16 protein-coding genes are annotated in these 22,045 nt (G+C 71.5%); 3 read left to right on the forward strand and 13 right to left on the reverse strand.

The genetic code is table 11. The annotated features are described in order from the left end of the window. Window positions 1-128 precede the first annotated feature (128 nt). The 3 genes from ACJX2R_RS20495 to ACJX2R_RS20505 form a co-directional block, all read right to left on the reverse strand. Window positions 129-1,676, reverse strand: a complete 1,548-nt coding sequence (locus ACJX2R_RS20495) for a PH domain-containing protein (RefSeq protein ID WP_413101310.1) — start codon at window positions 1,674-1,676, stop codon at window positions 129-131. Continuing rightward, entirely contained in the window at window positions 1,673-2,173 is a 501-nt protein-coding gene (locus ACJX2R_RS20500) for a PH domain-containing protein (RefSeq protein ID WP_413101311.1), read from the reverse strand. The genes ACJX2R_RS20495 and ACJX2R_RS20500 overlap by 4 nt, the downstream gene beginning before the upstream one ends. Before the next feature lie 78 nt (window positions 2,174-2,251). Further along, a complete protein-coding gene (locus tag ACJX2R_RS20505; protein ID WP_262699639.1) occupies window positions 2,252-2,809 on the reverse strand; it encodes a hypothetical protein in 558 nt (185 codons plus the stop codon). Between the two features lie 176 nt (window positions 2,810-2,985). Here ACJX2R_RS20505 and ACJX2R_RS20510 point away from each other — a divergent pair, with 176 nt between their 5' ends. Both ACJX2R_RS20510 and ACJX2R_RS20515 read left to right on the forward strand, forming a co-directional pair. Then, a complete protein-coding gene (locus tag ACJX2R_RS20510) occupies window positions 2,986-4,230 on the forward strand; it encodes a sensor histidine kinase (RefSeq protein WP_413101312.1) in 1,245 nt (414 codons plus the stop codon). Then, window positions 4,223-4,870: a response regulator gene (locus tag ACJX2R_RS20515; protein WP_413101313.1), complete on the forward strand. Its 648-nt coding sequence runs from the start codon at window positions 4,223-4,225 to the stop codon at window positions 4,868-4,870. Before ACJX2R_RS20510 ends, ACJX2R_RS20515 begins: the two co-directional genes overlap by 8 nt. A 9-nt stretch (window positions 4,871-4,879) precedes the next feature. On the opposite strand, the gene ACJX2R_RS20520 is transcribed toward ACJX2R_RS20515, so the two are convergent. The 10 genes from ACJX2R_RS20520 to iolC all read right to left on the reverse strand — a co-directional run bounded on the left by ACJX2R_RS20520 (window position 4,880) and on the right by iolC (window position 20,742). Beyond that, entirely contained in the window at window positions 4,880-7,696 is a 2,817-nt protein-coding gene (locus ACJX2R_RS20520) for an AAA family ATPase (protein WP_413101314.1), read from the reverse strand. Window positions 7,697-7,798: 102 nt separating this feature from the next. Beyond that, complete coding sequence (locus tag ACJX2R_RS20525; RefSeq protein WP_413101315.1) at window positions 7,799-8,560, reverse strand: thioesterase II family protein; 762 nt, start codon at window positions 8,558-8,560, stop codon at window positions 7,799-7,801. Between the two features lie 140 nt (window positions 8,561-8,700). Further along, window positions 8,701-10,815 carry an FUSC family protein gene (locus ACJX2R_RS20530; RefSeq protein ID WP_413101316.1) on the reverse strand — a complete coding sequence of 705 codons (2,115 nt, stop codon included), beginning with the start codon at window positions 10,813-10,815 and terminating at the stop codon, window positions 8,701-8,703. Window positions 10,816-10,917: 102 nt separating this feature from the next. Further along, window positions 10,918-11,382, reverse strand: coding sequence for a hypothetical protein (locus ACJX2R_RS20535; RefSeq protein ID WP_413101317.1), 465 nt, complete (start codon window positions 11,380-11,382; stop codon window positions 10,918-10,920). A 92-nt stretch (window positions 11,383-11,474) separates the two neighbouring features. Next, complete coding sequence (locus ACJX2R_RS20540) at window positions 11,475-14,225, reverse strand: hypothetical protein (RefSeq protein WP_413101318.1); 2,751 nt, start codon at window positions 14,223-14,225, stop codon at window positions 11,475-11,477. Between the two features lie 200 nt (window positions 14,226-14,425). Further along, complete coding sequence (locus ACJX2R_RS20545) at window positions 14,426-15,922, reverse strand: CoA-acylating methylmalonate-semialdehyde dehydrogenase (protein WP_413101319.1); 1,497 nt, start codon at window positions 15,920-15,922, stop codon at window positions 14,426-14,428. Window positions 15,923-15,950: 28 nt separating this feature from the next. Further along, on the reverse strand, window positions 15,951-17,837 hold the full coding sequence (gene iolD, locus ACJX2R_RS20550) for a 3D-(3,5/4)-trihydroxycyclohexane-1,2-dione acylhydrolase (decyclizing) (protein ID WP_413101320.1): 1,887 nt from the start codon (window positions 17,835-17,837) through the stop codon (window positions 15,951-15,953). Then, complete coding sequence (gene iolB / locus ACJX2R_RS20555; protein WP_413101321.1) at window positions 17,834-18,754, reverse strand: 5-deoxy-glucuronate isomerase; 921 nt, start codon at window positions 18,752-18,754, stop codon at window positions 17,834-17,836. Before iolB ends, iolD begins: the two co-directional genes overlap by 4 nt. 29 nt (window positions 18,755-18,783) lie before the next feature. Next, on the reverse strand, window positions 18,784-19,671 hold the full coding sequence (locus ACJX2R_RS20560) for a hypothetical protein (RefSeq protein ID WP_044575027.1): 888 nt from the start codon (window positions 19,669-19,671) through the stop codon (window positions 18,784-18,786). A gap of 123 nt (window positions 19,672-19,794) precedes the next feature. Continuing rightward, window positions 19,795-20,742, reverse strand: coding sequence for a 5-dehydro-2-deoxygluconokinase (gene iolC, locus ACJX2R_RS20565; protein WP_413101322.1), 948 nt, complete (start codon window positions 20,740-20,742; stop codon window positions 19,795-19,797). 290 nt (window positions 20,743-21,032) lie between these two features. Here iolC and ACJX2R_RS20570 point away from each other — a divergent pair, with 290 nt between their 5' ends. Then, window positions 21,033-22,043 (forward strand): substrate-binding domain-containing protein, encoded by a 1,011-nt coding sequence (locus ACJX2R_RS20570; protein WP_262699651.1) that lies wholly within the window; start codon window positions 21,033-21,035, stop codon window positions 22,041-22,043. Window positions 22,044-22,045: the final 2 nt, after the last annotated feature.

The raw sequence follows: 22,045 nt of genomic DNA on the forward strand, positions 1-22,045 counted from the left end.
GGCTCTGAGGTGCAGGCGGGATCAGAGGTGAAGGGGGCTCAGCGACGGAGGGGGGTTCAGAGGTGGAGGGGCGGCCTTTCGGTCCGCCCCTCCACCTCTCGGGGGATCGCCAGTTGGTCTCGGGGTGGTCAGCCGCGGTCGGGGGCTCTCTCGATGAACGGGGCCAGCAGCCCCGGTACCGCGGTCTCGGCGAGGGCGATTCCCTGGCCTTCGGTCAGGTCGTGCACGTGGTAGACGCCTTCGCCAGCGGCGGTGGTGGCGCCGAGGGTGATCAGCCCGGCCCGGCGCTGGAACGGCGTCCGGGAGAGCTTCCAGCCGATGATCCCGTCGCGCTGGAGGGCGACGGTGCGGCGGGCGAACGCGCCGGAGCACGCCGCCAGATAGCGGTCGCGCAGTCCGTGGCCGAGGCTGTGGTAGGCGGTGAAGGCGAACGCCACCAGGACCGGCACCAGCACCACACCGGTGATCACGCCGGTGATGACGAGCCACCGGCCCAGCCACAGGCCCAGGCCCACGGGTACGGCCGCGATCAGGACCGACCACATGAGGGCGCGGTTGATCCGGCGCCGCAGGGCCGCCTTGGGGTGCGCGAGTAGGCCCTTGCGCTCGATCAGCCCGGGGCCGGCCGGCAGCGCCTGGGCGGCGACCCGCATGGCCTCGTCACGCGGGGTGGGCGGGGTCAGCCCGCGCCGCCTGCGGTTGTCCTCCTGGTTGCCCAGGCCGCTGGCGACGGCGTTGAGCTTGGCGCCCTTGGCCCAGCGCAGCGGGACGGGCTCGACGAGTTCGAGGCCGCGCAGATGGCGCTCCTCGATGCTCACGGACCGGGTGGCCAGCAGGCCGCGGCGGATGCGGAGGATTCCGCCGTCCTCGCGGCGCAGTTCGTAACCGGCCCAGTTCTCGATGAAGGTGGCGGTCGATCCGATCATGCCGAGGACGGCGATGACGACGGCGGCCAGCAGGATTCCGTACCAGAGCGGAATGGTGCCGAAGCGGTCCTCGAGGTCCTTGACGACGCCGAGGTCCAGCGGGTTCACCTGGAGCTCGCTCAGGGTGCGGTAGGTACTGGCGGCGGCGATGAAGACACCGCCCACGCCCCATACGGTCAGCGGGCCGTAGCGCAGCCAGGACCAGTCAAGCCGGCTGAGCACACCGTCGCTGTCGGCCACCGGCCGGGCCCGGCCCGCGTCGCGCAGGGCGATGATCTCGCGGCGCAGCTCCACGGCCTCGGCCTTGGTGATGCCGTCGAGGGCGAGCCTGCGGGCGGCGGCGTCGCTCTGGTCCCCGCTGTCGATGCGCAGCGTGGTGAGCCCGAAGACGCGATGGACCGGGTTGGCGGTGATGTCGACACCGCGGATACGGCCGATCGGGACCGAGCGCTCACTGCGGAAGAGCAGTCCGGTGTGGAGCTCGAAGCGGTCCTCGGTGAGCCGGTAGCGGGTGGTGAACAGCCGCATCAGCCCGATGCCGCTGATGACCAGGAAGGTCACGAACAGCGAGCCGAGGGTGATGATGACCTGGAGGTTGGTGTCGCCTCCGGTGACCGCGAGGCTGGCCAGGAACATGGCCACCGGCGCGGCGAGGATGGAGAGATTGACCAGGAGCAGCCGCCCGTTGAGCCGCCCCCAGTCGCGGCCGGCCGCGTGGGAGGGCGGCCGCACGGTGGTCTCGGAGCTCATGTGGCGTCTCCCGGCACGGCCTGGGTGGACTTGGCCAGGTACTCCACCAGGTCCCCGGCCAGCTTGTGGTCGATGCCCTTGATCTTCACCGCGCCCGCGGCGGATGCGGTGGTCACGGTGACGCCGGAGAGCCCGAACATCTGCTGGATCGGGCCGCGCAGGGTGTCCACCGTCTGGACCCGGGTCAGCGGCACGACCCGCCACTGCTGCCAGAGCCAGCCGGAGGCCGCGTAGACCGCCTCGTTGGTGGCCTCCCAGCGGTGGACCCGGTAGCGCCAGGCCGGCATGACGGCCATGTAGAGCAGCCCGGGGACCAGCGAGACCAGCGTGGCCCACATGAAGAACTCACGCGTGGGGGGAATGGAGGCCCACAGGATCCCGAAGACGAGCGGCAGGGGCAGGGCGAAGAGCGCGGACTGAAGCGTCCACCAGCCGATCGCACGGCGGTCGACTCGGTGCCGAGGCGGTCGGAGCCTCAGATTGTCATGGCTTTCCACTGCTTCACCCTGCTCTTGCGTCTGACGGGTGCCGGGGCGGGGCCCGGCGGGGGTTGGTGGACTATGAAATCAGGCGCCTCAGACCGACGCACCGGTGACGGTCTGCTGCGGCAGCTGACCGGCCCCGGTGTCCTGGCCCTTCAGCTTGCGCATCTTGGCCAGCAGTACGGCGGTCCGGGTCAGCACCATGGCCAGCGACATGAAGACGAAGGCGTTGGCGTAGGTGTCCTGGCCGCTGATCTTGTAGTCGATGGAGAACTTGACCAGGTCCATGGTGAACCAGTGCTCGGCGCCGTAGGCGAAGAGGACGCGTCCGCCGGAGAGGACGATCCACACCAGGGCGTAGCCGATGCCACCGATGGTGTAGAGCTCACCGGACGTGGCGTCCTTGTAGGCGGGCAGCAGCACTCCGGCGATCAGCCCGCAGATGACGCCGGTGCCGACGCCCACGAGCTGGAGGGAAATGTCATTGCCCTTGGTCGGGAAGGACTCGACGAAGATCGCGATGACCACGGCCACGGCGATGACCGAGCGCACCATCCGCATCGTGGTGATGCGGCGGCGGCCGATGTCGGTCGCCAGGATGATGATCAGGATCGTGCCACTGGCGATCAGTGCGGAAAGGAACTGGCTCATCTGTGGCATATGCGACGTTCTCCAAGCCAAACGGGGATGTGCGTTCGGTGTGGCGGTTCTCCGCCTCACCTGACTCAACGCTAGAAGCGGGCGCGCCACCGCGAGACGACTGAACGGTGGGTTCTGGCTGTCAACCGTCCGGTGGACACGGTGGACACGCGTGGTAGTACTGAGCCGTGCGCAATCACTCTCCGGGGGACGGCTCGCAGACCGGGGCGTACTACGGTCCCGAGTCCGGCACCCGCTGGTTCGGCCTGTGGGACGGCTTCTTCGCCGTCTCCTATCTCGTTACGGCGGTCCTGCTCTTCCTCTCCGGCGGCTCGCAGGTCAACCACTCCATCCCGATCGCCGCGCTGACCCTGACCGTGCCCTGGTACGCGGCGGTCGGCCGGACGCTGATGATCGAGGACACCTACGGCCCGCGGAACCTGGTCTTCGCGGCGGGCCTGGTGACGCTGTTCTGTCTCACCACGGCGTTCAACCTCATCGGAGCGTTCGCGCTGTTCGCCGTCATCCCGATGCTGATCATGAGCCTGCCGATGGCCTCGGCGGTGGTGCTGGCCACGGTGGCCAATCTCTGTCCCGTGCTGGTGGTGGCGTTCACCGGTGAGGATCTGGGGCTGAGCGTCCTGGGTGTGCTGCCCATCTCGCTGCTGAGCATCGCGCTGTCGGTGCTGCTGGGGATGTGGATCAAGCGGGTGGTGCGGCAGAGCAAGGAGCGCGGACAGCTCATCGAGGAGCTGCGACGCAGCCGCGAGCGGGTGGCCCGGCTCTCCCACGAGGCCGGTATCTCGGCCGAGCGCGAGCGGCTGGCCCGGGAGATCCACGACACCCTGGCGCAGGGCCTGACCAGCATCATCAGCCTGGTGCAGGCGGCCGAGTCGGAGGTGCGCGAGACCCCGGACCAGGCGGTGAACCACCTGTCGCTGGCCGGGCGGGTGGCCAAGGAGTCGCTCGCCGAGGCCCGGGACTTCGTGGCCGCCCTCACCCCGCCCGCGCTGCGCGGCGGTTCGCTCTCCCAGGCGGTGCGGCGGCAGGCGGAGGGGCTGATCGCCGAGACCGGTCTGGAGGTGCGGTGTTCGGTGATGGGCGAGGAGAAGTCGCTGCCGATGGCGGTGAGCGTGGTGCTGCTGCGTACGGTGCAGGAGGCCATCGCCAATGTGCGCAAGCACGCCAAACAGGCCCGTACGGTCGATGTGATCGTGGTCTTCGACCAGGGCGGGGTCCGGCTGCTGGTCCGCGACGACGGCGAGGGGTTCACCCCGGACGGCAACCAGGAAGGCTACGGGCTGCGCGGGATGCAGGCCCGGGTGGAGGAGATCGACGGGGTGGCGTCCGTCGCCAGCGGCCCCGGACGGGGCACCACCGTGGAGGTGAGCGTGCCGATGACGGCGCTGACCGGGGAGACAGTGAATGGCTGAGGGTACGCCGGGCGGGCCGAGCCCGATCAGGGTCCTGCTGGCCGACGACCATCCCGTGGTGCGGGAGGGGCTGAGCGCCATGCTGGAGTCCGCCGAGGGGATCACGGTGGTCGGCCAGGCCGGTTCCGGTGAGGAGGCGGTGGTCCAGGCGGTCGCGCTGCGGCCGGACATCACCCTGCTGGATCTGCGCATGGGCGGGATGGACGGGGTCGAGGCCACCGGGCGGATCCTGCGCCAGGTGCCGGGCTGCAAGGTGGTCATCGTGACCACGTACGAGGACGACTCCGACATCCTGCGCGCGGTGGAGGCGGGCGCCGCGGGCTATCTGCTGAAGGGCAGTTCACGCCAGGAGCTGATCGACGCGGTGCAGACCGCGGCGCGTGGCGAGACCGTGCTCACCCCGTCCCTCGCGGGCAAGCTCTTCCGCACCCGGGCACCCGAGCCGTCCCCGCTCTCCGGCCGTGAGCGCGAGGTGCTGCGACTGGTCAGCCGGGGGCTGACCAACGCCGAGATCGGCGCCGAGCTGTTCGTCAGCGAGGCCACGGTCAAGACGCATCTGCTGCGCTCGTATCGGAAGCTGGGTGTGTCCGACCGCACGGCCGCGGTGATGAAGGCCATGGAGCTCGGCTTGTTGAACTGAGCGGGCCCGCTACACCGTCCCCGTGAGGCTGCTGTCGGAGAGCTTCGCGGGGAGGTCGCGGCGGCGCTTGACGTTCAGCTTGCGGTAGATGCGGGTCAGGTGCTGCTCGACCGTGCTGACGGTGACGAACAGCTTGGAGGCGATCTCCCGGTTGGTGTTGCCGTGCGCGGCCAGCACCGCGATCCGCACCTCCGCCTCGGTCAGCGCCTCCACATCGCGCTGCGCCTCGGTCGTCCCCTGGCCCGGCTGTGCGGCGGCCGCCGCGAGCTCGCCGGGGTCCGCGTGCCGGGGCATCAGCTCGCGGCAGAGCGGATCGGCGCCGCACGTCTTGGCCACGTGCCAGGCCTTGCGGACGAGCACCCGGCCCCGGTTGAAGTCGCCCAGCGACCGGTAGGCGCGGCCGAGTTCACCGAGGGCGACGGCCAGCTGGATGCGGTCCTCGCCGCCCTCCAGGATCTCCACGGCCTCCTTGAGCCGGGGCACCCGGCGCTTGAGCTCGTCGGTACGGGCGAGCACGACCAGCAGGGCGCCGCGCAGCCGGGCGTCCTCCGGGCCCAGCCGCAGCTGCTCCTCGGCCAGCGCACGGGCCCGCCCCGGGTCGCCGAGGGCCAGCCAGGTCTCGGCGGCGTCCAGCCGCCAGGGGGTCAGCAGGGGGACGTCCATCCGCCATGCGCCCATCAGCTCACCGGCGGCCGTGAAGTCGCCGAGCGCGGCGTGGTAGCGGCCGGTGGCCAGATGGCAGCGGCCCCTGGCGCGCAGGTAGAACAGCCCGGGGAGGGTCTGGAAGAGCTCATCGGGCAGGGGCTGTTCGAGCAGCGCCATGGCCTCGTCGTAGTGGCCCATCCCGGTCTCGGCCTGGATCAGGGTGGAGAGCGGCAGTCCCAGCCCCACGCCCCAGCCCTGGACCGAGATCCGCGACATCGCGGTGCGCGCCTGGTGCGCGGCGACCTGGAGATCGCCCTGGCGGAGCGCGATTTCGGCCCGTACGGCGGACAGCAGCGCCTGCCAGGTGGGCACGCGGCGGGAGGAGCATTCGCCTTGCAGCCGCTCGCACCAGGACAGGGCGAGGTCGAGCCGGCCGGCCAGGACGAGTGCCATCAGCGCGACGACCAGCGGCTGGAGGGTGCTGTCGCTCAGGTGGTAGCGCTGGAGCACCCGCTCGGCCTCGATGACGGCCCGGTCGGCCTGGCCCTCGGTGAGCACGGCGGACATGGTGGCGGCGGCGTGGGCGTGGGCCAGGTCGGCCATGTCGCGCGGGGCTCCGGCGGTGGCGCCGGTGGTGCCGGTCCCGACGGTGGGGAGGCGGTCGCGCAGCGGGGGGCTGAGCATGGTCAGCCACTGGGCGGAGGCGGAGACGGCGGCGGTCATCGCGAGGTCGTCGCCGGTGGCGGCCGAGCGGGCCAGCGCGGAGACGGCACCGGCCGCCGCGTCCAGCCGTCCCGACCAGGCGAGGTAGGAGGTGATCGGGGCGACGTCGCGCGGGGCGAGCCGGCCCCGTTCGGCGCCCTCGGTGAGCTCCGGCAGATGGCTCTCGGCGGCGGCCGGGCCGATCCGCCAGGCGACGCTGACCAGCCGGGCCTTGAGCGCGGTGCGCTCGGGACCGGGCGGGCAGGCGTGGTGGGCGCGTTCGAGGCAGCGGAGAGCGAACTCCAACTCCTCCTCGACCAGGGCGAATTCGGCGGCCTCGCGCAGCACGGGGACGGCCCAGCGCTCGGCGTCCTGCCGGGCGGAGACCAGCTGGCGGGCCACGTCGAGCGCGGAGGCGCCGTCGGCGTGCAGCAGCCGGGCGGCGCGGGCGTGCAGTGCGCCGCGGGCGGTGGCGGGGGTCGCGTCGAGCACCGCGGTACGGGCCACCTCGTCGCGGAAGGCGTTGTGCTCCAGGATGGCGCACTGGTGCAGGTCCTGGGCGCCCTGCTGGACCGTGCTGGCGCTCAGGTCGAGGAGTTGGCCGAGCAGCCGTGGGGAGCGGGCGTCGCCGAGGACGGCGACCCCGCGGGCGATCCGCAGCACCTCGGGCTCGCCGCGGTGCAGACAGCCGAGGACGGCGTGGGCGAACGCCTCGCCGGGCACCGGGCGCTGCTGGGCCTCGCCGTGCTCGCCGACGGTCCGCCAGTCCTCCAGCAGGGCGCGCAGCAGCAGCGGGTTGCCGCCGGAGACGCGGTGGCATTCGGGGGCGAGGCGGGCGGCGACGGTGGCGGACAGGGTGCCGGACAGCGCCTCGGCCACGCCCGACTCGGTGAGCATGTGCAGCCGCATGCGCACACAGTTGGGCTGGCGGAGCAGCTCGGCGTGGAAGGTGAACTGTTCCTGGCGAAGCCGGGGGGATTCGGTGAGGACGATGAGAACCTTCGCCTGACGCACCCGGCGGGCCAGGTGGAGCAGGAATTGCAGGGACTGGTCGTCGCCACAGTGCACATCGTCGACAAGGACGACAAGTGTGCGATCGTCGACCATTCGCAGCAGCGCCGAGGAAATCTGGGACATCACGTGCATGCGTCCCGCGGCGGTGGATTCCAGCGTGTTTCCGTCAAGCAGCGCGATCACTTCGGAACGCACATCGGCGGGCATCGCACCGTTATCGAAAATCTTTCGGACAATACCGAAGGGAAGGTCCCGCTCGGCCCGCGAACCGGTCGCTTCCAGGAGCAACGCACCGCTTTCGATGGCCTGTTCGGCAAAGGTGTTCAGCAGTGTGGTCTTGCCACTGGCCACCGCACCGCTGACAAGAGCCAGCCGACCCCGGCCCTGCGTCGCGCCGCGCAGCATTTCACGCAGCGCGGAGAGGTGGTTCTCCCATTCGAAGAGGTTCGCAGGCAAAGAATTCATCCCCCGATGAAGCCACCTGATGCCCCCAGCGGAACGCCGGGGGCATCGAGCGTGACGAGTGGTGTTTTCCGGTGCGTCGGGCAGGTTCCTGAGGCGGTCGACTCAGGGTCTCGACCCCGAAAGCGCCTCCGCGACGAGACTCATAATCGGGCCTTGATGCCCGGCCAAGAAGAAGTGGCCACCGGGGAACACCCGGATGTCGAACGCACCGGTGGTGTGCGACCGCCAGCCTTCCGCCTCCTCGAGGCTGGTCCTGGGGTCGTTGTCGCCGGTCAGCACGGTGATCGGCGAGCGGACGGCGGCGCCGGGCACCGAGCGGTAGGTCTCGATCGCCTTGTAGTCACCGCGAATCGCCGGCATCGCCATGCGCAGGATCTCCTCATTTCCGAGGACGCGGGAATCGGTGCCGCTCAGCAGCTTCATCTCGCGTACGACGCCGTCGTCATCGCGCCGGTGCACATTCTCGTCGCGGTAACGGGACGGCGCCCGGCGGCCCGAGGCGAAGAGGGCGAGCGCGGCGAACTCCGGGTCGGCCTCCTCCAGCCGGCGGGCCACCTCGAACGCGAGAACGGCGCCCATGCTGTGCCCGAAGAAGACGACCGGGAGATCGAGCCAGGGCTTCAACTCCGCGGCGATGGCGTCGGCGTACTCGTCGATGTTCTCGATCAGCGGGTCCTGCCGCCGGTCCTGACGCCCCGGATACTGCACGCACAGGACATCGGCGGACGACGAAAGCGTTTGGGACATCGGGAAGAAGAACGACGCCGAACCCCCGGCGTGCGGCAGACAGACCAGACGGGCGCGACTCTCGGGCATCGGATGGAATCGTCGTATCCAGACGCTGTCTTCTCGCTGTGCACCCATGCGTAGGGAAAGTCTTTCACTCGTCAAGCGATATGTGGGGGACAGACGGCAGAGCGTACCGGGCACGCGCCCGGGGACGCATCGGCAAGCACCGCCCCTTCATGATTAACACGCCCAATGATGTAGGGGGCACCCCTAGTCTAGGGGGATTCTTCTTGACTGGGGTCACGGGGCGTGTGTGACTGTCGTGCACTCTTGTTGAGCGCCTCCACCAGATCGTCCAGGGCGTCGACGAGTTGCTCCGCGTCGCGCAGCGCCACCCCCGGCCGGTCCCCGGAGTGCCGACGCCACCGCTCCAGCGACTGGTGCACGGGCGACCAGTTGAGCGGCCGCCGCTCCCGTACCGCCTTCACCGCCTCCGGCAGCGCCTGCCGCAGCGCCCCGGCGAAGTCCCCGGCCTCCTCCGACGGCGGTGCGTCCCGCTCCGGCAGATGTGCCTCCAGCAACATGGTGACCCGGCCCATCGTGGACAGCGCCGTCTGCGCCGCCCGCGCCGCGGGCCGCGACAGCCCGCGGTGGCGCACCGGTTCCCGGTGCGCCTGGGTCTCGCTCTGCTCCCAGGCCGCCCGCGCCGCGCGGGCGTCCAGCAGGGCGTCCCGCACCTGGCGGGGACGGCGGTCGGCGGGCCGGGCGTAGGCGCCGAAGACGGCGGTGGCGAAGGCGCCGTTGGCGGCCAGCCAGTCCGCGAGCCGGTCCCGCAGCCGCGGTGTCTCCCAGGCGGGGAAGACCGCGTACGCGACCATCGCCAGCACCCCGCCCAGCAGGGTCAGCGCCACCCGCGCCTGCACGGTCTGATGCCATGCCTCGCCCGCGATGCTCAGCAGGAAGACCACGTACGCGCTCACGCACGCGGAGGTCACGATGAAGCCGGTGCGCAGCAGCAGATACATCGACAGGACGGACAACACGGCCAGCCCGGCGCTCAGATACGAGCCGGGCTGGACCAGCGCCACCACCCCGCCGCCGACCAGCACCCCGGCCAGGGTGCCCAGGAAACGGGCGACACCGCGGGAGTAGGTCTGGGCGAAGTCCGGCCGCAGGACCATGGTGGAGGTCAGCGGCGCCCAGTAGGAGTGGCCCAGTGGCAGCGTCGTGCTCAGCAGATAGCCGCTGACGCTGACCGCGCACAGCCGCACCGCGTGGCGCAGCACCGGCGAGGACCAGCGGGCCTCGCGGCGGACGGCGCGCAGCGCCATGGCGGCGGTGCCCCCGATACCGGGGCGGGGCAGGAAGCGGTGCACCGTCCGGCCTTCGGCGGACACCTCCTCCACCGGCTCGTCGGACGCCTCCACCACGTCCGCCACCAGTGAGAAGAGCCGCAGCGCGGCACGGCGGGCGGCACCGGTCAGCTTGGGCCCGTCCTCCGGCATCCGCAGGACGGCCATGGCCTCGGAGTCCACCCGTACCGGTGTGCCGTGGCGGATGGCGTGCGCCACCGCGTCCAGTACGGTGCCGGTGGCGGCCAGCAGTTCCCGCACCCGGTCGCGCTCGGGCCCCTCCTCGGGGGCGCCGACCACCGGGTCGGCGAGCGAGGCGAGCACCGGGCGGATCCGCTCGGCCAGCAGCCGGTAGCCGCTGAGCTGCCGGGGCCGCCGCCGGGCCTGGCGGGGTGTCAGGGCGGCGGCGCTGCGGGCGTCCATCAGCGGCTTGGGGTCGAAGGGCGCCACCGGCTCGTGGCGCAGCCTGCGGGCGTAGTCGGCCACGGCGGCGAGCGCGTCGGCGAGGGCGTCGCGCTGCACACCCCACGGCCGCACCGGGAAGAGCACGATCAGCGCGGCCTGCACCACCCCGCCGAGCCCGACCAGCAGGGCGTGCCCGAGGGCGCCCGTGACCGAGGTCGGGAGGGTGACCGTGATCAGCATGACGGCCACCATCTGGGTGGAGACCAGCCCGGAGACCGGGCCGACCGCCCACGACATGCCCGTCATCAGCGTCCACACGGCGAGCATGAGGACGAAGGTGAGGGTGTGGGCGGCGGCCAGGTAGCCGAGGAAGGTGCTCACCGCGAGACCACTCGCGGCGGCCAGCGCCAGCCAGGGGCGGGGGCGCCAGCTGCGCTGGAAGGTGGCGATCCCGGCGGAGAAGGCGCCGAAGGCCGCCGAGACGGCGAGCGTCGGCGAGCCCAGCCACAGCGCCACCCCGACGACGAGCGCGACCCCGCACGCGCCGCGGACCGCGACCAGTGGTTCGGTCCTGGTGCGCTCGATCGCGAGGCCCGTCCGGGCGGTCTCCTTCAACGCGTGCGACCAGGTCATACGGCGAGACTACGGGTGGCCCCGGGAGAACTGAACCATCCGTTCCGGTCCGGGCCGCCAGGGAACGGCCCCCGGCGCCTCCCGGGAGGGCACCCGCGGGGGTCAGTCGCCGGGCGCGCAGTCCACCTGGAGGAGCTGGATCGGCCGGCTGGCGTCGAGGTCCACATAGGCCGTGAAGGACCGGGTCGTCGGCGTCTGGCCCCAGTGGGTGGTGATGGTCGCCCAGCCGACCCGCGCGGACTGGGCGGTGGTCACCTCGCCGACCTCGATGTCCTGCGGCTCGTTCTGCGCGCACAGCAGCAGGTCGTAGTCGGGCGTCTGGGCGGCCTCCTCCTTGAGCTGGTCCGAGACCAGGTTCTCCCGCTCCCAGGGGCGCGGGCCGTGGTTTCCGTAGAAGCCCTCCAGGAAGTGGTGGATCTCCTCGGCGGTGTAGCGGCCGTTCGGATCGGTCCGCTCGGTGGCCGAGGCGGGCGCCCCGGCGGCCAGGGCGAATCCGAGGCCGAGCGCGGCCACACAGCCGCCGGCCACCGCGGCGCGCGAGCGAAGCGCATGAATGGAACGAAGCATGGAAAATCCCCCTGTGTACGGTCTTGCGCTAATGATTCGCCCCTTAGCCGGGCGAGCACCCAAGAAGACCCCTCAGCCCCTCGAATGGTTGCTCAACTGTCCCTGGGACATGAGAACTTCGCATGCGGCCCCCAGTGCGCTATCCGCCCCGCCGGGTTCTGGGTGAACGCGCCGCAGTACAGCACCGGCTCCGAGCCCCGGTCGGTGTGGTGCAGGATCACCACCGGCTTGTCCCGGGGCACCGAGCGGCCCCGGCCGACGTCCAGATAGCCGCTGGCGCCCTGCTTCCGGATGCCGTTGTCGAGGCCGATCTGCACATTGGAGCGCTCCACGTTGTCCGTACTGCGGAAGGCCCGGTTGGCCGCCTCGGCCATCAGCTGCATCGCGTCGTACGCCAGGGCGGCCCGTCCGTCGTCGCGCCACAGGTCATGGGATCCGAAGTCCCTCGCGTAGTCGGCGTTGAACTTCTTGGCGATGTCACTCAGCCGCGGATGGCCCGCGGGCAGCACATGGACGGTGTGGTACAGCCGCAGCCAGGGCCGGTCCGCGTACTCACCGGCGAGGGCGGCGGTGGTGAGGTCATTGCCGCCCAGCACCGTGAGCTTCCTGCCCTCACACGCCGTGTTGTCCCCGAAGTCGTCGAGGAACGCGCTGAACTGGAGGGCACGGGAGGCCCAGTAGACGACCGTCCGGGGGTGGGCGGTGATCCGCTCGCACACCGCGTCGGCCAGCTCGCCGATGCTCTCCTTACGGGCGACACCGTCCTTCGGCGGCTGCCCCTGGGCGAGACCGCCGCCCCGGCCGCCCGGGGTGTACTCCAGGGTGAACGGCCGGGCGCCGAACCGCTCGGCGAACAGCGTCCCAATCTCGTCGCTGTACAGGTCCCGGGGATCCTTGACGACCACGGCGGCGCGGGCCGGGGAGCAGCGCCCGGTGCCGTCGTCCATGATGTTGCCCCGGTGGGCGAAGTCGGCCTCGACCGCGGCCTCGCGGCTGTCGGTTGGCGCCACCCTGCGGTAGTACCCGTCCACCTGCATCAGATCCGCCGTGGCCGTGGTGCCCACGACGGGGATCCGCGCGGCGCCCAGGATGCGCACGGCGTCCTGGGTCTGCTTCAGACTCTTGGAAAAGCCCACCACGCCAATGATCCCGGAGCCCTTCTCCCGGGCGTCCTCGGCGACCTGGCGGGCGATGCGCGGCGCGCCCGCGAAGTTCTCCCCCGCGTTACGGCTGTCGACGCGCAGCCACACCTTCTGGGAGTCATTGCTCGCCTCGTCGTTCAGTGCGCGCTGGGCCAGGGCGATACCGCGCAGCTCGGGCACCGCCGCGTTGTACCGCTGGCCCTCCTGGTCGGCGGCCACGTCCGAGCCGATGTGCACCACCGTACGGGCGGTGCCGCCGTGATCCGCGACCTCGCGGTCCACCCGTGCGTTCTCCTCGCGGATCAGCCGCCGGGCGTCCTCGTACTGCTTCCGCGGCGAGTCCGCGCTCAGCTCGGGGCGGCCCGCGACGACCTCGCTGGACGCCCCGCCCAGACAGCCGCGGTCCGGCTCGTCCGTGATCCGGTCCACCAGCCACACGCCCGGCGCGCTCAGCAGGGCCGCCACCACGGCCCCGGTCAGGGCCAGCTCGGCGGCCGGGCCGAGCCGGAAGGCGCGCGGCGAGACGGGGTCGAGGTCCAGCGCCTCCGACTCCGGTACGGGCTCGGGCAGCGCGGCCCGCAGCGGCCGGGGCGCCCGCGACGGCATCCCGCTCGCGCCGCGCAGCCGGGCGGCCGCCCGGCCCAGCCCCCCGCCCTCCCCCTCGGTCACACCGCTCGGCCGGGACGCACCCGCCGGGGGCTCACCCTCCGGAGGCCCACCCACCGGGGAGGCCGGGGCCACCGCCACCACCACGACCGCCGCGCACCTGGTGTCCCGGGCGGCCGCTCCGTACCGCTCCAGGAAGCGCTCCCCGGCCGCCGCACCCGCGGCGTCCTCCGGCAGCTCCAGCAGAAAGACGCACCGGGTGCGCCGGCGGCGCCGCCAGGGCGAGATCCGGCCCGGCCGCGCCGCGCGCCGCAGATCCGCCAGCAGCGCGCGCAGCAGCAGCTCCTCCCACCGGGCGACCGCCGCCTCCCCGTCCCGCGCGCGCTCGGCGCGCACCAGCCGCGCGGCGTTCTCGAAGAACTTCTCGGCGGTGCGGCCGTGGCTGATGCGCCGCCAGTCCGCGTACCAGCCGCGCCGGGTGGAGCGCAGCAGCCGACGGGTCCGGCGCCGCCCCCACCACCAGCGCGGCAGCAGCTGGAAGAGCGGCCGCACCAGCAGCCGGCGCAGCTCCGCGATCCAGCCCGGCCCCGCCGTACTGCCCGCCGCGCCGTCACCGCCTTCGCCGCCGAACGCCCACAACGCCCGCAGCAGCGGCCCTCGTTTGAGCCGCTGTGCGTAGGCGTGGTCGCGCAGCGCGTCGCCGTCGGGCTCGGCGGCCCGCGGGTCCAGCGCCTGCTCGACGATGTCCCGCATCAGCCAGAAGTCCGCGAGCCGCAGACCGCCGGTGCGGCGGGGCACATCGACGCACAGCTCCCGGCCGAGGTCCAGCGTCAGCGGCCGCCGCCCGGCGGCCGCGCGGACCTCATCGGGGCCCAGCGCCGCGTACGGCACCCGCTTGGCGCCATCCGGATTGAGCATCCGGCGCAGCCCCCGCATCGCCCGGTGGGCGCGGCCCGGCGCCCCCTCGCCGCTCGCGAGCAGCAGCACGGGCGGCAGCAGATCCCGCGCCTTGGCCTTTCGGTCCCGAGGCACCACGGCGCCCTTGAACGCCTCGATGAACTCCTCGGTCCCTTCTCCCTCCATGAACCCAGGCACGTCGGCTCCCCCGCTTTCCCCCGGCTTTCCGTGCTTGTTGCGCCTGGGATCCCCGCCCCTCACAACGGCGAAACCCCCTGCCGGACCGGGTCCGGCAGGGGGCGGTGAAACCACTCAAACGTGCGAATCACACGTCACATACGCCTCAGTGGTTCTACAGCTACGCCTCGGTGGTTCTTCACCCTCAGCGGTTCCACGCCTCAGTGGTTCTTCGGGAAGCCGAGGTTGATGCCGACCTCCTCCGACGGCTCAGGCCAGCGGGTGGTGACGACCTTGCCGCGGGTGTAGAAGTGCACCCCGTCGTTGCCGTAGATGTGGTGGTCGCCGAAGAGCGAGTCCTTCCAGCCGCCGAAGGAGTGGTAGCCCACCGGCACCGGGATCGGCACGTTGACGCCGACCATGCCCGCCTCCACCTCCAGCTGGAAGCGGCGGGCGGCGCCGCCGTCGCGGGTGAAGATGGCCGTGCCATTGCCCCACTGCGAGCTGTTGATCAGCGCGATGGCCTCGTCGTAGGTCTCGGCGCGCACCACGCACAGCACCGGGCCGAAGATCTCGTCACGGTAGGCGTCGGCCGTCGGCGGGACCCGGTCCAGCAGTGAGACGCCGATGAAGAAGCCGTTCTCATGGCCCTCCACGGTGTACCCGGTGCCGTCCACGACCACCTCGGCGCCCTGGGCCGCGGCCCCGTGCACATAGGAGGCGACCTTGTCGCGGTGCTCCTTGGTGATGAGCGGGCCCATCTCGGAGGCCGGGTCGTTCCCGGGGCCGATCCGCAAGCGGGCGGCCCGGTCGGCGATCTTCTTCACCAGGTCGTCGCCCGCGTCGCCGACCGCGACCACGACGGAGACCGCCATGCAGCGCTCACCGGCCGAGCCGTAGGCCGCGTTGATGGCGTTGTCCGCCGCGAAGTCCAGATCGGCGTCGGGCAGCACCAGCATGTGGTTCTTGGCGCCGCCGAGCGCCTGCACCCGCTTGCCGTGCTCGACGGCCCTGGACTGGATGTACTTCGCGATCGGGGTCGAGCCCACGAAGCTGACGGCCGCGACGTCCGGGTGCTCCAGCAGCCGGTCGACGGCCACCTTGTCGCCGTTGACCACGTTGAGCACGCCGTCCGGCAGCCCCGCCTCGGAGGCCAGCTCGGCCAGCCGGCGGGAGGCCGAGGGGTCCTTCTCGCTGGGCTTGAGGACGAAGGTGTTACCGCAGGCGATGGCCACCGGGAACATCCACAGCGGCACCATGGCCGGGAAGTTGAACGGCGTGATGCCCGCGACCACACCCAGCGGCTGGCGGATCGAGGAGACGTCGACCCCGGTGGAGACCTGGGTGGACAGCTCGCCCTTCAGCTTCTCGGCGATCCCGCAGGCCAGCTCCACGATCTCCAGACCGCGGGCCACCTCGCCGAGCGCGTCCGAGTGGACCTTGCCGTGCTCGGCGGTGATCAGCTCGGCGATCTCGTCGCGGTGGGCGTCCAGCAGCTCGCGGTACTTGTAGAGGATCGCGGTGCGCCTGGACAGCGAAATGGTGCCCCAGGAGCGGTACGCCTCCTTGGCCGCGGCCACGGCCGCGTCGACCTCGTCCACGGAGGCCAGGGCGACCTGGGTGTCCTGGGCGCCGGTGGCGGGGTTGTAGACCGGTCCGTACGCGCCGGTCGCGCCCTCGACGGTCTTGCCGCCGATCCAGTGGTTGACGGTCTTCATGGGTGCGGAGCCTTTCTCTAGAAAAACGTCAGAGGTGGCGGCGGCGTGCGGCGGCCTGCCGGTCGTAGTCCTCGCGGGCCTTCACGGCGGCCGGACGGGTCGCGGTCTGGGCGACAGGCACATCCCACCACGCCTGTGCCTCGGGTGCGCCGGACACTGTGTCGGCCGTTTCGGTCTCCACATAGACACATGTGGGCCGGTCCGAGGCGCGGGCCTCGGCGAGCGCCGACCTGAGCTCGCCCACGCTCTCCGCGCGCAGCACGTCCATGCCCAGCGAGGCGGCGTTGGCGGCCAGGTCGACCGGGAGCGGATCGCCGGTGTACTGCCCGTCGGCCGCCCGGAAGCGGTAGGCGGTGCCGAAGCGCTCGGCGCCGGTGGTCTCCGACAGACCGCCGATCGAGGCGTAGCCGTGGTTCTGGAGCAGCACGATGTTGATGTTGATGCCCTCCTGGACCGCGGTGACGATCTCGGTGGGCATCATCAGATACGTACCGTCGCCGACCAGCGCCCAGACCGGGGTGGCGGGCGCCGCGAGCCGGACGCCGATGGCGCCGGGGATCTCGTACCCCATGCAGGAGTAGCCGTATTCGAGGTGGTACTGGCGGGGGGAGCGGGCGCGCCACAGCTTGTGGAGGTCGCCCGGCAGCGAGCCCGCCGCGTTGATCACCACGTCCTCGTCGCCGACGACCGCGTCCAGCGCGCCCAGGACCTGGGTCTGGGACGGGCGGGCGGTCTCGTCCCCGGCGGCGTACGCGGCGTCCACCCGGCGCTCCCATGCGGTCTTCCCGGTGCGGTACTCGGCCTCGTACATCTCGTCCACCCGGTGGCCCGCCAGCTCGGCGGTGAGCGCGTCGAGCGCGGCGCGGGCGTCGGCGACCACGGTGGTGGCACCGAGCTTATGGGCGTCGAACGGCGTGATGTTGAGGTTGAGGAAGCGGACCGCCGGGTCCGCGAACAGGGTCGCGGAGGCGGTGGTGAAGTCGCTGTAGCGGGTTCCCACGCCGATGACCAGGTCGGCGGTGCGGGCGAGGTCGTCCGCGACGGCGGTGCCGGTGTGGCCGATGCCGCCGATGTCGGCGGGGTGGTCGTAGCGCAGCGAGCCCTTGCCCGCCTGGGTGGAGGCCACCGGGATGCCGGTCGCGTCCACGAGGGCGCGCAGGCTGTCCTCGGCCTCGCTGTGGTGGACCCCGCCACCCGCGACGATCAGCGGCCGGCGGGCGGCGCGGACGGTCCGCGCGGCGGCGGCCACCTCGGCCGCCTCGGGGGCGGGGCGGCGCACGTGCCAGACCCGGTCGGCGAAGAACTCCTCGGGCCAGTCGAACGCCTCGGCCTGGACGTCCTGCGGCAGGGCCAGGGTGACGGCGCCGGTCTCGGCCGGGTCCGCCAGCACCCGCATGGCCTGGAGCGCGGCCGGGATCAGCGCCTCGGGGCGCATCACCCGGTCGAAGTAGCGGGAGACCGGGCGCAGCGCGTCGTTCACCGAGATGTCGCCCGCGTAGCCCACTTCGAGCTGCTGGAGCACCGGGTCGGCGGGCCGGGTGGCGAAGATGTCGCCGGGCAGCAGCAGCACCGGCAGCCGGTTGACGGTGGCGAGCGCGGCACCGGTGACCAGGTTGGTGGCGCCGGGGCCGATGGAGGTGGTGACGGCCTGGGCGGCGAGCCGGTTGTTCTGCCGGGCGTAGCCGACCGCGGCGTGGACCATCGCCTGTTCGTTACGGCCCTGGAGGTACGGCATGGTGTCCGGCCCGGCCTCCAGCAGCGCCTGGCCGAGCCCGGCCACATTGCCGTGGCCGAAGATCCCCCAGGTGGCGTTGATCAGGCGATGCCGCTGCCCGTCCCGCTCGGTGTACTGGTGGGCCAGGAACTCCACCAGCGCCTGGGCGACGGTGAGGCGGCGCACTGCCGAACCGTTCATCGTGGGTCTCCAGCGGGTGCTTGATAGAGGGGCAGACGGGGGTCGACGGGCTGGTCCGGCCAGGTGGAGCGGATCCAGGCGTGGTCGGGGTGGTCGCGGATGAGCCAGGCGCGCTCCGCCTCCGGGCCCGCCATGACATTGAGGTAGTACATGTCATGCCCGGGGGCGGCGATGGAGGGGCCGTGCCAGCCGTCGGGGATCAGGACGGTGTCACCGGAGCGGATCTCGGCGAGCACATCGGTGCCGCGGCCGTGGCCGGACGGGGAGACCCGCTGATAGCCGACGCCCTCGTTGCCGTGGGCCTCGGCGATCTCGAAGTAGTAGATCTCCTCCAGCTCGCTCTCCTCGCCGGGGCGGCACTGGTCGTGCTTGTGCGGCGGGTACGAGGACCAGTTGCCGCCCGGGGTGAGCACCTCGACGGCGATCAGCTTGTCGCATTCGAAACCGCCACCTGACTTTCCGGCCGCGGCGGCGAAGTTGTTGACCTGGCGCGAGCAGTTGCCGCTGCCGCGCAGCTCGACGGGGACGGCGGAGGCCGGTCCGTAGCGCGCGGGCAGCCGGCGCTCGCAGCGGGCGCCGGTGAGCGCGAAGCGGCCGCCCGCGCCGCTGGCGATCTGGGCGTGGGAGTCGCGCGGCAGATAGACGAAGTCGCTCACCCCGCTGAACACGCTCTCCCGGCCGTGCAGTTCGAACGTCTCGCCCTCGGCGATCACGGTGCAGCCGCCGCTCAGCGGCAGCACGATCCACTCGCTGTCGCCGGTGGCCAGCGAGTGCGAACCGCCGGGCGGCAGATCGAGGATCCGCAGGCTGGAGTAGCCCCAGCCGGCCCGCTCGGGGTCGATGTCCACGGCGTAGGGGCCGTCGGCCGCCTTGCCGGCCTGCACATGGCAGTCGGGGAACGGATCGGTGGTGGTCATGGCGTGAAGTCTCTGCCTTTCTTACAGCGTCACAGCAGGCCGACGGCGGTGTCCACGGCGGTCTCGACACTGCCCTCCGCCGGATAGAGCAGGGAGCGGCCGACGACCAGCCCCTGCACGGTGGGCAGGCCCAGCGCCTTGCGCCACTTCTCGTACGCCTCCTCCTGGTCCTGCGGAGACTTGCCCACGTCGCCGCCGAGCAACACCGCCGGAAGGGTGCTCGTCTCCATCACCGCCGCCATCTCGTCGGCGTCGTCGGTGACCGGCACCTTCAGCCAGGTGTAGGCGGAGGTTCCGGCGAGGCCGGAGGCGATGGCTATGGACTTGGTGACGGCCTCGGCGGACAGGTCGTTGACGACCTTTCCGCCCGTCCGCCGGGAGATGAACGGCTCGACGAAGACGGGCAGCCGCCGCTCGGCCATGTCGTCGATGGCGCGGGCCGTGGTGACCATGGTGGTCAGCGAACCGGCGTCCTCGTAGTCGATGCGCAGCAGCAGCTTGCCGGCGTCGAAGCGGAGGCGCTCGATGTCCTGGGGGCGGTGTCCGGTGAACCGGTCGTCGAGCTCGAACGAGGCCCCGGCGAGGCCGCCGCGGTTCATCGAGCCCATGACGACCTTGCCGTCGAGGGCGCCGAGCAGCAGCAGGTCCTCGAGGATGTCGGCGGTGGCGAGCACCCCGTCGACCCCGGGCCGGGACAGCGCCACGCACAGCCGCTCCAGCAGTTCGACCCGGTTGGCCATGGCCAGCTTGTGGCCGCCGACGGCGAGGGCGCCGCGCGCCGGGTGATCGGCGGCCACGATCATCAGTCGGCCGCTGTCACCGATGAGGGGGCGGCGGACCCGGCGGGCGGCCGCCTCGGCGATGGCCTCCGGGTGGCGGCTGCGCACCGTCACGAGGTCGGAAACGCTGATACTCAAGGGATTTCCTCTCATTTCGAGGCTCGGTTCGCCTCCAGCTACCGCTGGGAGGTGCCCCCGGCCGGTCGGACGGAGACACCCGTAACGATGGGCACCCAGCGGCCTCCCCACTGGGCCCCGGGGTCAGCCTCCACCGAGCAGAGCCTCGACCTCCGCTTCCGTGGGCATCGCGGAGGAGCAGGCGAGGCGGGACGCGACGATGGCGCCCGCCGCGTTGGCGTACCGCATCACGCGCTCCAGGGGCCATCCGGAGAGCAGCCCGTGGCACAGGGCGCCGCCGAACGCGTCGCCCGCGCCGAGCCCGTTGACCACCTCGACCGGGACCGGCGGGACCTCCGCGGTGGTGCCGTCGCGGTGCACGGCGAGTACCCCGCGCGGGCCCTGTTTGACGACGGCGATCTCCACGCCCGCGTCCAGCAGCGCCTGCGCGCACGCCTTGGGCTCGCGCGCGCCCGTGGCGATCTCGCACTCGTCCACGTTGCCGACGGCGACGGTGGCGTGGCGCAGCGCCTCGGCGTAGAAGGGGCGGGCGGTCTCCGGATCGGCCCAGAACATCGGCCGCCAGTCGAGGTCGAAGACGGTGGTGCCGCTCTTGGCGCGGGCGGCGAGCGCGGCGAGGGTGCTGGTGCGGCTGGGCTCCTCGCTGAGCCCGGTGCCGGTCATCCAGAAGATCCGGGCGGCGCGGATGGCGTCGAGGTCCAGCTCAGCGGAGTGGATCTCCAGATCGGGTGCCTTGGGACGGCGGTAGAAGTACAGCGGGAAGTCGTCCGGCGGGAAGATCTCGCAGAAGGTGATCGGGGTGGGGTACTCCTCGACGGGGGTGACGAAGCGGTCGTCCACCCCGAACGCCCGCAGCTCCTGGTGGATGTAGTCGCCGAACGGATCCGCCCCGGTGCGGCTGATCACCGCGGAGCGGTGGCCGAAGCGGGCCGCGGAGACCGCGACATTGGTCGCCGAGCCGCCCAGGAACTTTCCGAACGATTCGACCTGCGGCAGTGGCACACCGGTCTGGAGTGGATAGAGGTCCACTCCGATGCGGCCCATCGTGATCAGGTCGTGCGGCTCACTCATGCCTGCCCTTTCGGGAAAGACGCAGCTCAGGGTCTGGTACTCAGAACTCCGGGATCCATCCCGGCCCTTCAGGTCTAGACGTGTGCCCCGCCCACTGTCAAGACTTTGTCCTTACATACGGACGTAATCATCCGGGCCCGCAGGCCGCGTTATCGCCTCGTTACGTCCAGATGAAATGTTGTCATGACAAAGTCTTGACAGTGGCCATCCGCGGGGAGAGGCTCCCGTTCTGCAACGGCCGTGCTAATTCGACGGACCTGGCTTTGAGCTTTTGAGAGGTGCTGGAACGGATGGACCTCAGACTCAATCGACACCGCAGAGCGGGCCTCGCCGCACTCGCCACCGCGGCCGCCCTCCTGGCGGCGGGGTGCAGCAGTCAGGGTGGCAAGAAGGCCCAGGAAGCCGACGCGGGCCTCGCGGCCGGCAAGGCCGACACCCCACGGATGAGGATCGCGATGATCACTCACGCCGCCCCGGGCGACACCTTCTGGGACACGGTGCGCAAGGGCGCCAAGGCCGCGGCCGCCAAGGACAACGTCGACCTCGTCTACTCCAGCAACCCCAACGGAGCCGACCAGGCCAACCTGATCCAGAACGCGATCAACCAGAAGGTCGACGGCATCGCCGTCACCCTCGCCAAGCCCGACGCCATGAAGGGCGCGATAGCCAAGGCGAAGAAGGCCGGGATCCCGGTCGTCGCCTTCAACGCCGGACTCGACCAGTGGAAGGACATGGGTCTGCTGGAGTACTTCGGCCAGGACGAGAACATCGCGGGCCAGGCGTTCGGCAAGCACCTCAACGAGATCGGCGCCAAGCACGACATCTGTGTGATCCAGGAGCAGGGCCATGTCGCCCTCGAGGCCCGCTGCGCGGGCGTGAAGAAGACCTTCAAGGGCAAGACCGACATCCTGTACGTCAATGGAACCGACATGCCGTCGGTCAAGTCGACGATTTCCGCGAAGCTCAAGCAGGATTCGAGCATCGACTATGTCGTCACCCTGGGCGCCCCGTTCGCCCTGACCGCCGTGCAGTCCGCGAAGGACGCCGGTGACAAGGCCAAGGTGGCCACCTTCGACCTCAACAAGGACCTGGTCTCGGCCGTGCAGAGCGGCGATGTCCAGTTCGCCGTCGACCAGCAGCCGTATCTCCAGGGCTATCTGTCCATCGACTCCCTGTGGCTCTACAAGAACAACGGCAACTTCAGCGGCGGCGGCGAGCAGCCCGTACTGACCGGGCCCGCGTTCGTCACCAAGGACAACGTGGACACCATCGCCAAGTTCGCCCAGAAGGGAACGCGGTGAGC

The sequence above is a fragment of the Streptomyces sp. Inha503 genome (genome assembly GCF_047215865.1).
In the GTDB taxonomy this organism is placed as follows: Bacteria; Actinomycetota; Actinomycetes; order Streptomycetales; family Streptomycetaceae; genus Streptomyces; species Streptomyces lycopersici.

Coding starts and splice junctions, on each gene's coding strand:
- ACJX2R_RS20495 (WP_413101310.1), bottom strand. CDS start 1,676: ATGAGCTCCGAGACCACCGTGCGGCCGCCCTCCCACGCGGCCGGCCGC.
- ACJX2R_RS20505 (WP_262699639.1), bottom strand. CDS start 2,809: ATGAGCCAGTTCCTTTCCGCACTGATCGCCAGTGGCACGATCCTGATC.
- ACJX2R_RS20515 (WP_413101313.1), top strand. CDS start 4,223: ATGGCTGAGGGTACGCCGGGCGGGCCGAGCCCGATCAGGGTCCTGCTG.
- ACJX2R_RS20520 (WP_413101314.1), bottom strand. CDS start 7,696: ATGAATTCTTTGCCTGCGAACCTCTTCGAATGGGAGAACCACCTCTCC.
- ACJX2R_RS20525 (WP_413101315.1), bottom strand. CDS start 8,560: ATGGGTGCACAGCGAGAAGACAGCGTCTGGATACGACGATTCCATCCG.
- ACJX2R_RS20530 (WP_413101316.1), bottom strand. CDS start 10,815: ATGACCTGGTCGCACGCGTTGAAGGAGACCGCCCGGACGGGCCTCGCG.
- ACJX2R_RS20535 (WP_413101317.1), bottom strand. CDS start 11,382: ATGCTTCGTTCCATTCATGCGCTTCGCTCGCGCGCCGCGGTGGCCGGC.
- ACJX2R_RS20545 (WP_413101319.1), bottom strand. CDS start 15,922: ATGAAGACCGTCAACCACTGGATCGGCGGCAAGACCGTCGAGGGCGCG.
- iolD (WP_413101320.1), bottom strand. CDS start 17,837: ATGAACGGTTCGGCAGTGCGCCGCCTCACCGTCGCCCAGGCGCTGGTG.
- iolB (WP_413101321.1), bottom strand. CDS start 18,754: ATGACCACCACCGATCCGTTCCCCGACTGCCATGTGCAGGCCGGCAAG.
- iolC (WP_413101322.1), bottom strand. CDS start 20,742: ATGAGTGAGCCGCACGACCTGATCACGATGGGCCGCATCGGAGTGGAC.
- ACJX2R_RS20570 (WP_262699651.1), top strand. CDS start 21,033: ATGGACCTCAGACTCAATCGACACCGCAGAGCGGGCCTCGCCGCACTC.